Source organism: Tsuneonella amylolytica (assembly GCF_003626915.1).
GTDB lineage: Bacteria > Pseudomonadota > Alphaproteobacteria > Sphingomonadales > Sphingomonadaceae > Tsuneonella > Tsuneonella amylolytica.
Genome location: NZ_CP032570.1, coordinates 585,745 through 601,396 on the forward strand (window position 1 = coordinate 585,745; position 15,652 = coordinate 601,396).

17 protein-coding genes are annotated in these 15,652 nt (G+C 67.7%); 5 read left to right on the top strand and 12 right to left on the bottom strand.

The genetic code is table 11. The features are described from left to right. Positions 1-10: 10 nt before the first annotated feature. From acpS to ruvX, 5 genes are read left to right on the top strand one after another with little or no spacing between them, the layout of a single operon-like run. Complete coding sequence (gene acpS / locus D4766_RS02975; protein WP_120716110.1) at positions 11-412, top strand: holo-ACP synthase; 402 nt, start codon at positions 11-13, stop codon at positions 410-412. After that, the gene (lepB, locus tag D4766_RS02980; RefSeq protein WP_120716111.1) at positions 409-1,281 is read left to right on the top strand and encodes a signal peptidase I; all 873 of its coding nucleotides are present in this window, start codon (positions 409-411) and stop codon (positions 1,279-1,281) included. The genes acpS and lepB overlap by 4 nt, the downstream gene beginning before the upstream one ends. Further along, positions 1,278-2,402, top strand: a complete 1,125-nt coding sequence (locus D4766_RS02985; protein ID WP_120716112.1) for an AI-2E family transporter — start codon at positions 1,278-1,280, stop codon at positions 2,400-2,402. Before lepB ends, D4766_RS02985 begins: the two co-directional genes overlap by 4 nt. Continuing rightward, entirely contained in the window at positions 2,402-3,628 is a 1,227-nt protein-coding gene (locus D4766_RS02990; protein ID WP_120716113.1) for a DUF3089 domain-containing protein, read from the top strand. Before D4766_RS02985 ends, D4766_RS02990 begins: the two co-directional genes overlap by 1 nt. Next, the gene (gene ruvX / locus D4766_RS02995) at positions 3,610-4,098 is read left to right on the top strand and encodes a Holliday junction resolvase RuvX (RefSeq protein WP_120716114.1); all 489 of its coding nucleotides are present in this window, start codon (positions 3,610-3,612) and stop codon (positions 4,096-4,098) included. Before D4766_RS02990 ends, ruvX begins: the two co-directional genes overlap by 19 nt. A gap of 8 nt (positions 4,099-4,106) precedes the next feature. Here ruvX and ribB read toward each other — a convergent pair whose 3' ends face one another. The 12 genes from ribB to D4766_RS03050 form a co-directional block, all read right to left on the bottom strand. After that, entirely contained in the window at positions 4,107-5,393 is a 1,287-nt protein-coding gene (gene ribB / locus D4766_RS03000) for a 3,4-dihydroxy-2-butanone-4-phosphate synthase (protein WP_120716115.1), read from the bottom strand. 83 nt (positions 5,394-5,476) lie between these two features. Next, complete coding sequence (locus D4766_RS03005; protein ID WP_120716116.1) at positions 5,477-6,175, bottom strand: NAD(P)H-binding protein; 699 nt, start codon at positions 6,173-6,175, stop codon at positions 5,477-5,479. After that, a complete protein-coding gene (locus D4766_RS03010; protein ID WP_120716117.1) occupies positions 6,168-7,328 on the bottom strand; it encodes a deoxyguanosinetriphosphate triphosphohydrolase in 1,161 nt (386 codons plus the stop codon). The genes D4766_RS03005 and D4766_RS03010 overlap by 8 nt, the downstream gene beginning before the upstream one ends. A gap of 153 nt (positions 7,329-7,481) precedes the next feature. Then, entirely contained in the window at positions 7,482-8,609 is a 1,128-nt protein-coding gene (locus D4766_RS03015; protein WP_234024870.1) for a S8 family serine peptidase, read from the bottom strand. A gap of 103 nt (positions 8,610-8,712) precedes the next feature. Beyond that, entirely contained in the window at positions 8,713-9,420 is a 708-nt protein-coding gene (locus tag D4766_RS03020; RefSeq protein WP_120716118.1) for an aspartate/glutamate racemase family protein, read from the bottom strand. 45 nt (positions 9,421-9,465) lie between these two features. After that, positions 9,466-10,449, bottom strand: coding sequence for an alpha/beta fold hydrolase (locus tag D4766_RS03025; protein WP_234024871.1), 984 nt, complete (start codon positions 10,447-10,449; stop codon positions 9,466-9,468). Further along, positions 10,446-11,447, bottom strand: coding sequence for an SO2930 family diheme c-type cytochrome (locus D4766_RS13975; RefSeq protein ID WP_234024872.1), 1,002 nt, complete (start codon positions 11,445-11,447; stop codon positions 10,446-10,448). Before D4766_RS13975 ends, D4766_RS03025 begins: the two co-directional genes overlap by 4 nt. Further along, positions 11,444-12,658: a parallel beta-helix domain-containing protein gene (locus D4766_RS03030; RefSeq protein ID WP_120716120.1), complete on the bottom strand. Its 1,215-nt coding sequence runs from the start codon at positions 12,656-12,658 to the stop codon at positions 11,444-11,446. Before D4766_RS03030 ends, D4766_RS13975 begins: the two co-directional genes overlap by 4 nt. Before the next feature lie 74 nt (positions 12,659-12,732). Then, entirely contained in the window at positions 12,733-13,053 is a 321-nt protein-coding gene (locus D4766_RS03035) for a hypothetical protein (RefSeq protein ID WP_120716121.1), read from the bottom strand. Beyond that, positions 13,053-14,612 (bottom strand): NAD(P)(+) transhydrogenase (Re/Si-specific) subunit beta, encoded by a 1,560-nt coding sequence (locus D4766_RS03040; RefSeq protein WP_120716122.1) that lies wholly within the window; start codon positions 14,610-14,612, stop codon positions 13,053-13,055. The genes D4766_RS03035 and D4766_RS03040 overlap by 1 nt, the downstream gene beginning before the upstream one ends. Continuing rightward, entirely contained in the window at positions 14,609-14,923 is a 315-nt protein-coding gene (locus tag D4766_RS03045; RefSeq protein ID WP_120716123.1) for an NAD(P) transhydrogenase subunit alpha part 2, read from the bottom strand. Before D4766_RS03045 ends, D4766_RS03040 begins: the two co-directional genes overlap by 4 nt. A gap of 108 nt (positions 14,924-15,031) precedes the next feature. Further along, positions 15,032-15,565, bottom strand: a complete 534-nt coding sequence (locus D4766_RS03050; protein WP_234024921.1) for a fasciclin domain-containing protein — start codon at positions 15,563-15,565, stop codon at positions 15,032-15,034. Between the last annotated feature and the right edge of the window lie 87 nt (positions 15,566-15,652).

Consider the following 15,652-nt stretch of genomic DNA (forward strand, 5'->3'; position numbering starts at 1 on the left):
GAGGCACCCGATGATCATCGGCCTCGGCAGCGACCTCACCAACATGGACCGGATCGCCAACTCCCTGGAGCGGTGGGGCGAGCGGTTCGAGGCGCGCTGCTTCACCGATGTCGAGCGTGCCAAAGCGGCCAAGCGCCCCTTCACCCGTGTCGGCACCTTCGCCAAGCGGTGGGCGGCCAAGGAAGCGTTTTCCAAGGCGGTCGGCACCGGCTTCCGCCGCGGCGTGTTCCACAAGGACATCGGAGTGGTGAACGCACCGTCGGGCGCGCCCACCCTCGCCCTTACCGGCGGCGCGGCGAAGCGTCTTGCCGAACTCGTGCCGGAGGGGCATGAGGCGCGCATCCACCTGACCCTGACCGACGACCACCCGTGGGCCCAAGCCTTCGTCGTCATAGAGGCTCTTCCCCAATGAGTTCCGCGAGCATCATGAGCAAAGCCGACAAGCCCAAGGAGAAGGTCGACTGGCTGGCCGAGATGCGCGGGCTTGCCCTGATGCTGCTCGCGGTGCTGGCGTTCCACAGCTTCGTCGCGAAGCCGTTCTACATCCCGTCGACATCGATGGTGCCGAACCTGATGGTCGGCGACCGGCTGGTCGTGGCGAAGTATCCCTACGGCTGGAGCTGGGTGTCGGCATCGTTCCATGTCCTGCCGCGCAGCGAGGGACGCATCTGGCCCGCGACGCCCGAATACGGCGACGTCGTGATCGCCGTGCCGCCCAACAAGGACGAGGACTACATCAAGCGCGTCGTCGGCCTGCCGGGCGACCGGATCGCGGTGATAAACGGCCAGATCGTTCTCAACGGCAAGCCGGTCCCGCAGAAGGTCGAGCCCGACCTGCGCATTCCGGTCGACGCCCAGGTCTGCGACGGGCAGCCCTGTCTCGGCTACTGGGACAATTTCCGCGTCCGGGGGCCGGACGGCAAGGATTACTACGAGGTGCCGGTGCGGCGCGAGACGCTGCCAAACGGCGCAACCTACCGCATCGTCGACCATGCCGACCAGCCGCTCGACAACTATCCCGAGCGTGTCATCCCCGAAGGCAGCGTGTTCCTGATGGGCGACAACCGCGACCATTCGGCTGACAGCCGCGCCGAAACCTGGGAAAGCGGGCTCGGCGGGCCCGTCCCGCTCGAGAACGTCGGCGGGCGCGCCCAGTTCATCACCTTCTCGCTCGACGGGACGACGACCCTCAACCCGCTGACGTGGTGGCAAAGCCTGCGCAGCGGGCGGGCGTGGTCCACGCTGCGCCCGGCGATCGTGGAAGGGCCGAACCAGCAATGAGCGATCAGGGGGCGATACCGCACGCACCGGGGGACGAGGGCGAGGCCGTGGGCGCCAGCCCGACCCGCATCTCCAGCCCCAAGCTTCGCTTCGAAGCGAAACGCGCCGTCGTATGGGCGGCGGTGATCGGCGCCTTCGTTCTGTGCATCTATCTCGCGCAGTCGCTGCTCGTGATCTTCGGCGCGCTCGTGTTCGCTGCGATGCTCGATGGCGGTGCGCGCCTGCTCGGGCGGGTGCTGCCGATCGGACGCGGGTGGCGCGTCGGCATCGTGCTGATCCTGACGACCGCCTTCCTTGCCTGGCTGGTGATGTTCGCAGGGTCGCAGATCGCGGACCAGGCCGCGCAGTTCCCTTCGCTCGTCACCGAACAGCTGGGCCGTGCGGTGGCTTGGGCGCGGTCGAAAGGTTTTGCGATCAGCCAGGGCGACATCCAGAATCTGGCCGGTCAGGCGATGAGCGGCGTCGGCACGGTAACCCGCGCTATCGGCGGCGTGTTCGGTGCGCTGACCACCCTCGTCCTCATCGTCATCATCGGCATCTACCTCGCGATCGATCCCCGCCCCTACGAGCGCGGCCTGTCGTGGATGGTCGCCGAAGAAAAGCGCGACGATCTTGCCGACTATCTCGATCACATGGCCTACAATATGCGCCGGTTGCTGGCCGGGCGGTTGCTCGGCATGGTGGCGGAAGGGCTGTTCACCTACATCGCGCTCAGCCTGATCGGTGTGCCCATGGCTGCCCTGCTGGGATTGATCACGGGACTGCTGGCATTCATTCCGAACCTCGGCGCGATCGTATCGGGCGTGCTCATGGTGCTCGTCGGATTCTCGGTGAGTACCGAAGTCGGCTTGTGGACCATCGGTGTGTACATCGCCGTCCAGAATTTCGATGGTTACGTCCTCGTGCCGATGATCGCCAAGAAGACGGTCGATCTCGCGCCCGCCCTCGTGCTCGGCTTCCAACTCGTCATGGGCGTGCTCTTCGGCGTCATGGGGCTGACGTTCGCCGACCCCCTGCTGGCGATGATCAAGACCGCGCTGGAGCGGCGCTCGACGCAGCTCAACGCCGAGGACGGCGGCGGCGAAGGCGAGACCGGAGAGGCTTCGCCCGCCGCTAGCTGATGGCCCGCAAGTTCCTCTACTTCGTCGCCTTCGTGGCGTTCGTCGTCATCGCCGGCGCGTTCGCGCTGTCGATCTGGTCGAAGCAGGCGACGGAGTTCGCGTTCGTTCCGCGGGGCGACTTCGTCGAGCAGCCCGCGCTCGACGCCAACGCCTACGCCGATCCCGCGATGTGGTACTCGCGGCCGGGCATGGGGCCCAGCGACCCGTCGCGATACCAGCCCACCGTGGCCGCCGCGGCGGCGTCGCCCGACAACCCTGCGGCCGAGCGCGGCCTGACCGGCGCGCCGGCTCCCGCCGCCTCGCCTTCCGCGCCTACGCCGGGCACGCAACAGGGCGAAGGCTACGCGGTCTTCTTCGTCCATCCGACCAGCTACATCCGGCCGGCGATCGGTGCCGACGCGCCGTGGAACGCGCCCATCGACGATGCCGACGCTGCGAGCCGGGCGCGGCTGTTCCTGCGCGGCATGGCCAGCCCGTTCGCCGGGGCCGACGAGATCTGGGCGCCCAAGTACCGGCAGGCGGTGTTCGGCGCGTTCCTGACCGACAAGCCCGAGGCGCAGCAGGCGCTCGACCTTGCCTATCGCGACATTGCGCAGGCGTTCGACTTCTTCGTAGCCACGGTCGATCCCGCCGAACCCATCGTGCTCGCCGGGCACAGCCAGGGCGCGCTGATGGCCTTGCGCCTCCTGCGCGAGAAGGTGATCGGCACCCCGCTCGAGAAGCGAATCGCGATGGTCTATCCTGTCGGCTGGCCGATTTCAGTCGCCCACGACCTGCCCGCGCTCAGCCTTCCGGCGTGTGCCACGCCCGGCCAGTCGCGCTGCATCGCCACCTGGTCGACTTTCGCCGAGCCCGCCGATCCCAGCCTGGTGTTCGAACGGTTCACCGCCACCCCCGGCTTCGACGGGCAACCGCGCGGCGACGGGCCGATCGTGTGCGTGAACCCCATCAGCGGCACCCTCAACGGCGAGGCACCGGCCGCCGACAACCTCGGCATGCTCAACCCCACCAGCGATTTCAGCAGCGGCGAGCTCGTCGCCGGCGCGGTCGGTGCGCGGTGCGATCTGGCGACAGGCCTCCTGCTGATCGGCGCGAACCCGCCGGAAATGGCCGGCGGCGGCGTGCTGCCGGGCAACAACTACCACGTCTACGACATCCCGCTGTTCTGGGCGAACCTCAAGGCGGACATCGCGCGGCGTATGGCGGCATGGAAGCCGGCACCCTGATCACCGATTCGGCGCTGGAGTTCGGCGACGCGCTGCCCGGCGGCGGCGTGCTCCTCGCGCTCGACCTCGGCACCAAGACGATCGGCACGGCGCTGTGCGATGCGGGCTGGCATTTCGCCGGCGCGCACAAGACGCTGGAACGCGGCAAGTTCGGCCGCGACCGCGAGGTGCTGGCCGCGCTGGCGAAGGAGCGGCGGGTCGCCGGCATCGTGATCGGCCTGCCGCGCAACATGGACGGCAGCGAAGGTCCGCGCGCGCAGGCGAGCCGCGCCTACGCGCGCAACCTCTCCCCCGCCCTCGGCCTGCCGATCCTGATGTGGGACGAACGCTGGTCGACCACGAGCGCCGAGCGCGCGCTGATCGAACAGGACATGAGCCGCGGCAAGCGCAAGGACCGGATCGACGCCCACGCCGCCGCGGTCATCCTCCAGGCCGCGATCGACGCGCTGGCGGGGGGCGGCCTGGCCTGACCCGTGCCTCAGTCGAGCGGTCGCTGCCCGACGATGCTGAGCCCGTACCCTTCGAGCGCCACCAGCGAGTGCTCGGTATTGGTGAGCAGCACCATGTCGTGCACTCCCAGCGCGCCCAGGATTTGCGCCCCGCCGCCGTAGTTGCGCTGCTCGATGACCTGGTCGGCATCGGCGGGCGGCCCTCCGCTGCCGCGCGCGATCGCCTGGCTGACGTAGTTCGCGGCGGCCCGGTTGATGAGGACGATCACGCCCGCGCCCTCCTTGCCGATGATTTCCATCGCCTTCTCGATCACGCTGCCGCGCGGGCCGCTCTCGGCGAAGATATCGTCGAACAGCGATAGCGCGTGCATCCGCACCAGGGTCGGCTGGTCGGGCCGCACGGCCCCTTTCACGAGAGCCAGATTCTCCTCGCCCGTCGCTCGGTTGTAGAAGGCGATCGCCTGCCATTCGCCGCCCCAGCGGCTGGTGAAACGCCGTTCCCCGCGCCGTTCGATCAGGTGATCGTGCCGGCGTCGATACGCGATGAGGTCGCGGATAGTGCCGATCTTGAGGTCGTGCACCCGCGCGAAGCGGACGAGGTCGTCGAGGCGCGCCATAGTACCGTCCTCGTTCATGATCTCGCAGATCACGCCGGAGGGGTTGAGGCCGGCGAGGCGGCTGATGTCGACCGCAGCTTCGGTATGCCCCGCGCGCACCAGCACACCGCCGTCACGTGCGACCAGCGGGAAAACGTGGCCGGGGGTGACGATGTCATCGCGGGTCTTGGTGCCGTCGATGGCCACCGACACGGTCCGCGCGCGGTCGCCCGCCGAAATGCCGGTCGACACACCCTCGCGCGCCTCGATCGATGTCGTGAAGGCCGTCTCGTGGCGGGTCCGGTTATTGCGGCTCATGAGGTCGAGCCCCAATTGGTCCACCCGCTGGCGGGTCATGGCGAGGCAGATCAGGCCGCGTCCGTGGGTCGCCATGAAGTTGATCGCATTGGGCGTGGCCATCTGCGCCGGAATGATGAGGTCGCCCTCGTTCTCGCGATCCTCGTCGTCGACGAGAACGAACATTCGACCGTTCCTCGCCTCGTCGATGATCTCTTCGGCGGAGACGATAACCGGGCGTTCGTCGTTGGCGGCAAGGAACGTGTCGAGCTTGCCCAGCGTGTCAGCCGTGGGGTTCCAGCCGTCCTCCAGACAGTCGCGCAGGGAGTTCGCATGGAGGCCAGCGGCCCGGGCGAGCGCGGCGCGGCTCATCCGGCCCTTCGAGACGAGGTCGCGGACGCGGTCGATGACGGTGTTGTTCATGCGACTCGCATTAGCACATTTGGATGTGAAGGCTACATCACGATGTGTTCTTCATGCGGTGATCTTTGCGTATCGTGATAATATCAAGCGTCGCGGTGGAGGTACGAGAGACTGCCCGCCGCCCGTAGGATACCGTTGTTGTCGTGGACGAATCGGCCTGCCGCTCGCCGCATCGCGAGTTCGAGCGCAGCTTTCGCCACGGTCTCGGCCGCGATCGACCGATAGCCGGCAAAACGCCCCTGCATGAACAGATCGGTCAGGGGGCTGATCAGGATGCCGAGCCGTTCGAGCAAGCGCCTGTCGCCCGCGCGCGGCCCGCGCAGAAGCCCGGGACGCAGGATGTCGAGGCGCTTGAACCGCATCGCCCCGAGCGCGGCTTCCACCTCCCCCTTCGTGCGGAGATAGAAGGTCTTCGACCGCGCGTCGGCGCCGGCGGAGCTTACCAAAACCAACCGCTCGACCCCCGCCGCCTTGGCCGCAGCGGCAGTCTTCAGCAACAGGTCGTGATCGACCGCGCGGAAGGCGTCTTCGTCGCGGCCCGCCTTCTTCCATGTGGTGCCGAGCGCGCAGATCAGAGCCGCCGGTCGCACCGCTTCGAACACCTCGCCCCACTTGTCCGGCTCGGCCACGAACATTTCCATGCGCGCGCCGCCGGGCAGCGGGCTCTCGCGGCGGGCGACGGCAGCCAGCCGGACGTCGGTCCGGCCGACGCACAGTTCCATCACCGCGCCGCCGACGAGACCGGTCGCGCCCACCAACGCGATGCGCATGGCCTCAGACATTGCGCAGGCCCTCGGGCCACGCGCCGTAGACGCGCGCGCACTGGTCCATGGCGAAGCGATCGGTCATGCCGGCGATGAAATCCGCAATCGCGCGGCTGCGGCCCGGCTCCTCGTCGGGCAACCCCGCACGCCAGCTTTCCGGCAGAATCGAAGAATCCTGGTCGTAGGCGGCAAACAGGCGCGAGACGACATCGCGCGCATGACTGGCTGCCGCCAGCTGATCGGGATGATAATAGAGGCGGTCGTACATGAAGGCTTTGAGCGTTCGCTCTTCGGCCGCCATGCCGGGGGAGAACGTCACCATCGAGCGGTCCTGCGCGCGAACGTCCGCCGCCGAGCCGAGACCCGCAATGTTCGCCTGCGTGGTCGCGATCACGTCGTTGACCATTAGGCCGATCCGGCTGCGCACGAGTTCGCGCAGCCGCTGCTCGATGCTCGCGCCGGCGTAGCGGGCCTCGATCGCGCGGTACTGGTCGGCGAGCACCGGCAACTCGAGCAGGTCGTCAAGAGCCAGGAACCCGGCGCGCAGACCGTCGTCGATGTCGTGATTGTCGTAGGCAATGTCGTCGGCCAGCGCGGCGACCTGCGCCTCGAGCGACGGCCAAGCACCGAGATCGAGCGGATAGGCGCCGTCAAGTTCTGCCAGTGCCCAGTTAGGGTTCGCCACCGGCCCGTTGTGCTTGGCCAGCCCCTCCAGCGTTTCCCAGCTGAGGTTGAGCCCCGGGTGGTCGCAGTACGGGCTTTCGAGCCGCATGAGGACCCGCAGCGTATGGGCGTTGTGGTCGAACCCGCCGCGCTGGGCCATCGCGGCCTGCAGCGCGTCCTCGCCCGCATGGCCGAAGGGCGGGTGACCGATGTCGTGGGCGAGGCACAGCGCCTCGGTCAGATCCTCGTCGAGACCGAGGGCGCGGGCGATCACGCGGCCGATCTGCGCGACCTCGATGCTGTGGGTCAGGCGGGTGCGGTAGTGGTCGCCATCGGGCGCGATGAAGACCTGCGTTTTCGACCGCAAACGGCGGAACGCGATCGAATGGACGATACGGTCGCGGTCCCGCTGGAATTCGCTGCGCGGTCCGCGCGCGCCACCCCGGCTTTCTGTGAATTCGCGCCCACGGCTGAACGCGGGATCGGCGGCGAGCGGTGACTGCGGCATGAGCACCCCGCCCCTACGCGGCAGGTACGGAGGCGACAACGGGAACGGGGCAGGAACGCGGAACCTTGCGCCCATGAAAAAGGGCCGCGCACCGAACGATGCGCGGCCCGAGTGGAGCCCGGCAAGGTGCGACCCGCCGGGAGTTATCCCGTCCTAGTGAACGCCGATCGCATCCGGCGTGCTGTCGCGGTCGCCCTTGATCGTCCCGTCGGTACGAACCGCGCCGAGCAGCACGAGGCCGGCGAAATGCGGCGTGGCCATCGACGTGCCGCTGAGAGTGGCGTAGCTCGACCCCTTGTAGGTCGAATAGACCCGGACACCCGGTTCGGAGTAGTCGACCGGCGGGTTGCCCACGTTCGAGAAAGAGGCCAGCGTGTCGTTCTCGTCGAACGCCGAAATCGTGAACACGTTGGTCCCGTTCGCGCGCGCCGGCGAATGGTTGTTTGCGTTGTCGGTTTCGTTGCCCGCGGCCAGCGCGAAGACGACGCCGCTCGATGCCGCAGCATTGATGACCGCATTGTCGAGCGTGGTGGAGACACCGCCGCCCAGGCTCATGTTGGCGACCTGCCCCGGCTTGCCGTTCTTGGCGACGAAGTCGATGCCGGCGATCACGCCCGAGTTCGAACCGGACCCGCGGCGGTCGAGAACGCGAACGGGAATGATGGTCGCGCCCGCCGCGACGCCGACCACGCCGATGCCGTTACCGCCCTTCGCGCCGATCGTCCCGGCGACGTGCGTTCCGTGGCCGTTCTCGTCTTCGGAGCTGCGACCCGCAAAATACGCGCCCTTCGCCTTGTCGACGATGAGGTCGGGATGGTTCGACTGCACGCCGCTGTCGATGACCCACGCGACCTTGCCGGCGCCGCTCAGGCCGCCGTTCACGCGGGTGATGCCCCACGGAATCGATTCCGCCTCGGCCACGACGCCGCCGGGCTTGCCCTGGACGGTGACCGGAATGCCTTCGACGACCTGGTCCTGCTCGCAGTAGGCGATGCCGGGATTGTTGCGGCGCATGGCATTCATGCCCTGCTCGCTCATGTTGGCGGAGAAGCCGCGAATGGCGTCGGTATAGACGTGCTTGACCGAGCCCCCGCCGGCCTGCGCGGCCGCGTTCGCCTTCGCCTTGACGTCCGCCTTGCCGACGCGATCGTTCTTGAACACGCAGATCCACGAATTGGCGATCTTCTCGCCCGGTGCGGCCTGCGCCGGAGCGGCAGCGAGACCCATGACAAGCGCAGCAATGCTTGCGGCCGCGAGGCGGCCGGCAACCCGGTTTTTCATCGATTGTCCCTCCAAGAATTGGAGACGGGAGAATGCCTCGGACGCACGAAAAGAAAAGCCGAAAACAATCTTACCGGACCTTTTACCCCCCCGGCTTGTCGCATCATCGCAACATTTCGTCGCTGCCGAGCAACCAGTCCACCCCGGCACGACAGTGCGCGCGTGCGGAATCGAACACCGGCAACACGTTCGCATCGACATCGACGACCAGGCCGAGTTCGGTACAGGCGATGACGATCGCCTCGGCCCCGTCCTGCGCCTTCCGGGTGATCCAGGTCTTGAGGGTGCGCTCCGCATCGCGCGTGGCGCGGCCCTGCATCAGTTCGTCGTAGATGATGCGGTCGAACGCGGCGACGCTGTCCATGTCGGGCGGGACGAGGTCGACACCGTGACTGACCAGCCGGCGCCGGTAGAAGCTTTCGGTCATCACGTTGCTGGTGCCGAGCAGCGCGGCGCTGCCGACACCGGCCGCCTTCATCTCGGCGCCCACGCAGTCGGCGATGTGAAGCACGGGAACACCGGCGGCTTCGGCCACCCGGTCGTACACCTTGTGCATCGAGTTCGCGCAGATGAGCAGCGCCCCCGCCCCGGCCGCCACCAGCCGCTGCGCGGATGCCGACAGGACATCGCCGGCCCGATCCCAGTCGGCCTGTTCCGACAATCGCATCAGATCGGCAAAGTCGAGGCTTTCGATCAGCAGCGGCGCGCTGGCGGTGGGTCCCAGCCTCTTCTGCACGCCGCGATTGATGTGTTCGTAATAGTCGCGGGTGGAGACCCAGCTCATCCCCCCGATCAGTCCCAGCTTGCGCAATCGATACCCCTTTCGCTCCGGTCGGCCGGGCCGGGGGTTAGCGCGTCAGCCGCCCCCAGGTCCAGCCGCAGCGGCCCGGCCGTCCGCAGGCAACCGTGCAAGCCATGCGCTCAGGTCGGCCGCAGAGCGATCGGGCGCCTCTTCCATCGGCAGGTGGCCGATGCCGGGATAGTGGACGAAGGCGGAGTTCGGGATCGTATCGGCGAACCAGCGCCCGGCGGCGAGCGGGATGAGGCGGTCCTCGTCCCCCCACATGACGAGGGTCGGCACGTCCAGCGCCCGCACCTGCTGCGCGGCGAACGGGCGCCGGTCGGCCGTGAACCGGGCGAGCGTCGCAGCCCGGTTGCCGGGGTAGCGCAGCAGCTCCCAGTAGCGATCCACGGCGGCGGGCGTGGCGACAGCGGAGTTGGACACGCTCTGGCGCAGGCTCTTTTCCACCATTGCGCGCGGAGTGATCTGGCTCATCAGGCGGTTGATGCCAGGCGTGCGGGCGATGGCGAAACCGATGTTGCCGCCGCCCTTCGCCGCGACCGGCGCACCGGCGGCATCGACCAGCACCAGTCCCTCGAGCCGCCCGGGATGGGCAAGCGCATAGGCGAGCGCGATGCCGCCGCCCATCGAGTTGCCGCCGAGCACGAACCGGTCGAGACCGAGCGCGTCGGCCACCAAGTTCACATCGGCGACGAACGCGGCTTGGCGGTAGTCGCCGTCCGCAGCCGGCCCCGTCAGCCCGTGTCCGCGCTGGTCGAAGCGCACGACCCGGAAGTCGCGTTTCAGCGCGTCGACCCACGGCTGCCACGTGTGAAGGTCGGAGTTCGAACCGTGCAGCAGCACGATCGCCGGTGCGCCGCGGGCTCCCTGGTCGCGAACGTGGACGGTCATACCGTTGTCGAGCCTCACGAACTGCGAGGGCGCGCCGCCGTACTTCGCGCGCATGGCCGCCGGACCGGTATCGGGCGTCCGCAGGACGAGGAAAGCGGCGACGAGAACCGCCGCCAGAACGGCGACGACCGCAATTGCACGCTTCAAAGCCCGGCGATCCACTTCTCGACCGCGGCGATGCCGTCGGGGTCGCGGGTCGCCTTGCCAAGTTCGGGCATCGCGACACCGCCTTCGAGGCTGTTCATCCGGTGCGCCAGGATCGATTGCTCGGGATGACCGGGGACGACGTCGAACAGGAAGTCGCCCGCGCCCCGCCCGGCGGCGACGGGCCGTTTCATCACACCGAGCGCGCGCGGATCGTCCTGTTCCCACCGAAGATCGAGGCCCGAGTTGGATGCGGTCGCGCCCGGGCGATGGCAGTGCGCGCAGTTGACGTCGAGATAGGCACGGGCCGCCGCCTCGGTCGAAGCATCGGCGCGCGCTTCCCACAGCGGCAGGCGGGTGGCGACGGCGGGAATCGTGTCGAGCCGCCCGGCCTTCGCGAAGCCTGCGAGCCACTCGGCGGACAGGTTGCGTGACTTGGGCCCGATGGGCGTGACCACGCCGTTGAGGCCGTGGCATTCCTTGCACTGGTTCTTGTTCGGCACCCGGTAGTCGATCTTCTCGCCCGTCGGCGTCGTCACGGGCACGCGCGCGCCTGCGAGGGCCAGCTTCGCCTCGGTCTGCTCGGCGTTCCAGAGGTAGGGCAGCGCGAGCCAGCCGTCCGCGCGGTGCAGCAGCACGCGGGTCTCGATCAGCCGCCGCTTGCCGTTCTCCTCGAACGCGAAAGTCTTGATGAGCGCTGCGCCGACCGGCAAGCCGAGCAGGTTCTCGCCGTCAGCTTTCGCCTTCGCGCCTGCGGGAAGATAAACGAACCGCAGCTTCTCCGCCCCGTCGGAATACAGCGGCGTATTGAGCCGGAAAGGCGTCACCCGGTCGGCTGGGACCTGTGCCGCCGCATCGGCGAAAAAACCGTACTCGGCGAGCGTTGCAGGCATGGCCTGCCCCGCGATCGCCGCGTCGTTCGGAAGCGGCAGGCTCGGCGGGGTCGCCATAGCCGTCGCTGCCGCCAGCGCGGCGAGGCCGAGGATACCGGCACGGATCACGGAACCAGCCGCGCTTCCAGTTCGGCCGGTGCGCCGGCGCCGGTCAGCGCGAAGCCGACTGCGGGCACCCCGACCTTCAGCGGCCCGGGCCGTGCTTCGGCGGTCGAAATCCCCCCGCCTTGCGCGGCAAGACCGAGCGTCCACCCGGTCATCGACGGATCGACCTTCAGCGCGACGGTGCCGTCCTGCGACAGCCCGTCCCACAGGACCGGCGGAAGCGAACCGCCGAATGCCGCCAGGAGCTGGTCCTTGCCGTCGATCTGCGGATCGTAGCCCACGCGGCTGACGATGTTTTCGCCCACGACGACGTTGCGCGGATAAGGGTTGTAGGTCTTGTCGTCGAACTTCATCGGATAGGCGACCACCATCACGCCCGACGTCGGGTTGTCGACGATGGTGTTGCCTTCCACCAACACGCCGTCGTTCGCCATCACCATCACGCCCGTCCCCCGCCGCACACCGGCGACGATGTTGCCCTTGGGCGCGAAGTTCGGGGTGGTGTTGGCGACGACGAGATTGTTGCGCACGATGGTGTTGCCGCCGCCCATCACCGGCAGGCTGGGCAGATCGAAGACGAGGATCCCGCCGGTGTTGCCGGTGACCATGTTGCCTTCGACGATCGCGTCGCGGCTGTTTTCGATCTCGATCCCGGCGACGTTGAAGCGCGCGACCGAGTTCCTGACCGTGATGCCCTTCGACTGCCCGACATATATTCCGGCGTCGGACGCGCCCGACACCTCGCAATCGGCGATCATCACGCCGGTGCTTTCGACGGGATAGAGGCCGTAGGCGCCGTTGGTTTCCTTCGGCCCGCCGGTCCAGGTCACCCGCAGGCGCTGGTAGACGATATTGTCCGCGCCCTTCGACTTGATGCCGTCGCCGTGCGGGTTCTCGAGCGCGAAATCGCGCAAGGTCACGTTGTCGCTCGTGACGAGCAGGCCCTCGCCCGCGCCCTGCTGGCCGGTGAAATCGAGCACGGTGGCATACATGCCCGCCCCGCGTACGGTGACCCCGTCGGCGTCGAGGCTGAGGCCGTCGTCGAGCATGAAGCGCCCTTCGCCCAGCACGACCTCGTCGCCCGGCTGGGCCAGGATGAGCGCTTCCTGCAAGCGCGTCTGGGCGCCGTCGCCCGCGGCGACCTGGTGTGTCGCGGCAAGCGCGGGCGTGGAAACGGCTGCAAGCAGCGCGGCAGCGATGGCGATACGGATCATTCGAGTCTCTCCCTCGCCCCGTACAATGGCGCGAAGGTGGCTGAATGCAACCTGAGTTCCTGTTTTTGCTGGTCTTAGCCGAGGCCGACCGTGCACAGTCCGGCGCTGCTGGCGGTGACCGCCACCACTTCGGCATCGCCCACGCGCCGCACCCGCTCGACGTACTCGCCGATCGAGGCCGGCTTCTCCCGTTCGCCCGGAAGCGATTTCACACGCTCAAGCTTCTTCAATTGCGCGATGGTCAGCCGGTCGACCATCCGTTCGGCCATGCACGCGGCGTTCTTCTGCGACAGCCCGCCGTCCACCAGCGCGCTTTCGACGCGCCCTTGCGCGATCGTCTGCACACAGCCGCCCGCCAGCAGGGCAACGGCGGCAATCGCAATCGTCTTAATCATCAGTCCATCGCCTTCACGATATCTTCGACCATCTTCTTCGCGTCTGCCAGCAGCATCATCGTCTGGTCCATGTAGAACACGTCGTTGTCGACGCCGGCGTATCCGACGCCGCCCATCGAGCGCTTGATGAAGAACACCTGCTTGGCCTTGTCCACGTCGAACACCGGCATTCCGTAAATGGGGCTGGCCTTGTCGGTCTTGGCCGCCGGGTTCACGACATCGTTCGCGCCGATCACGAAGGCGACGTCCGCCTGCGCAAACTCGCTGTTGATGTCCTCCAGCTCGAAAACCTTGTCGTAGGGGACCTGCGCTTCGGCCAGCAGCACGTTCATGTGCCCGGGCATGCGGCCCGCGACCGGGTGTATCGCGAACTTCACCTCGACCCCCTTTTCCTCCAGCACGTCGGTCATCTCGCGCAAGGCATGCTGCGCCTGCGCCACCGCCATGCCGTAGCCTGGGATGACGATGACCTTTTCCGCCTGTTCGAGCATGAAGGCCGCATCGGCGGCGCTGCCGGTCTTGTAGGGGCGCTGCTCCCTCGCCTCGCCCCCGCCGCCGACGGCGTCCGCGCCGAACCCGCCCGCGATCACGCTCAGGAAACTGCGGTTCATCGCGCGGCACATGATGTAGCTGAGGATGGCGCCCGAGCTTCCGACGAGCGCGCCCGTGATGATCATCGCGCTGTTGTGCAGCGTGAAGCCCATCGCCGCCGCCGCCCAGCCGGAATAGCTGTTAAGCATCGAGACGACCACCGGCATGTCCGCCCCGCCGATAGGAATGATGAGCAGGAAACCGATCGCGAAGGCGGCGGCGAGGATCACCCAGAACAGCCAGCCTTCGCCCGGCCCCGCGTTGCCAGACAAGGCATAGATCGCGGTTCCGACCAGGATCGCCGCCAGCATGCCGAGGTTGATCGCGTGGCGACCGGGCAGCAGGATGGGCGCACCGCTCATGTTACCGTTGAGCTTGGCAAAGGCGATGACTGAGCCGGAAAACGTGATCGCGCCGATCGCCGCGCCCAGCATCATCTCGACCCGGCTGACGGCGAGGATGTTGCGGTCGAGGCCGAGGATGCCGAACGCGCTGGGGTTGAGGAACGCCGCCACCGCGACCAGCACCGCAGCAAGGCCTACGAGCGAGTGGAACGCAGCGACGAGCTGCGGCATCGCCGTCATCGCGATGCGCCGCGCGATGACCCAGCCGACCGCGCCGCCGATGGCGATGGCGGCTAGGATTTCGCCGAAGGTCAGCCAGTCGAGCCCAAGCGGCCCCTCGCAAACGAGACCGAAAGTCCCGTCCGACCTTTCGGCGTATCCGGACGCGGTTACGCAGTCGACACGCGGGAAATGCGTAACCAGCGTGGTCACGACCGCGATTCCCATGCCGATCATACCGTAGCGGTTGCCCGCGCGGCTCGTGGCCGGGCTCGACAGACCGCGAAGTGCGAGGATGAACAGAACGCCGGCCGCGAGGTAGGCCAGCGCCACCCAAGGGTTCACCGCGTGCGCCGCATCGGCGGCGGTCGACAGATCGGTGACCTGCACCGGGGGCAGGCTCATGCCTTTTTCTCCGGCGCGGGGGCGGGAGCCGGCTTGTCCTTCTTTTTGTACATAGCGAGCATCCGCGCGGTGACCGCGAAGCCGCCGAAGATATTCACGCTCGCCAGCGCTACCGCGAGAAGGCCCAGCCACTTCGAACCGAAGCTGCCCGCAGCCGCGCTCGCGATCAGCGCCCCCACGATGATGACGCTGGAGATCGCGTTCGTCACCGCCATCAGCGGGGTGTGCAGCGCGGGCGTGACCGACCAGACGACGTAATATCCCACGAAGCAGGCCAGAACGAAGATCGACAGGATCGATATGAAATCCACGGTGCCTCCCCGCGCGCTCTTTCGGGAACGCGTCTGACCGTTCTTCCCACGAAAAAGGGGGCCAGCGCAAGCCGGCCCCCTTCCGTGGTCACGACAATCGCCGGACCATCACATCGACGGCAGAAGGACCCCGTCGACGACATGGATGACACCGTTCGATTGCATGACGTCGGCTTGGTTCACGTGCGCCATGCTGCCGCCCATGCCCATCAGCATGACCGTGCCGTTCATCATGCTGAAGCGCAGCGGCTCGCCCTCGACTGTGGTGTAGGTCGCGGTGCCGTTGCCGGCACGGATGCGCGCGGCGATGTCGGCGGCGGTGATGCGGCCCGGAACGACGTGATAGGTCAGCACCTTCGTCAGCGCGGCCTTGTTGGCGGGCATCATCAGCGAGTTGAGCGTGGCAGCCGGCACCTTGGCGAACGCGGCATCGGTCGGCGCGAACACGGTGAAGGGGCCGGGGCCGTTCAGGGTGTCGACTAGGCCGGCGGCCGTCACCGCCTTCACCAGCGTGGTGTGGATCGGCGAATTGACCGCGTTGGCGACGATCGTCTGGTTCGGGTACATGGCCGCGCCGCCGACGTAGGCGACGTCGGTCCGCGCAGAGGCGGTGGTCGCCATCCCGTCGTCCATCGTGTCCATCGTGGTGCACCCGGCGAGCGCGATCGTGGCCAGGGCCGTCGCGGCAAGTGTCTTGAATTGCATCGAGTTGTTTCCTGTCTGTCCCGT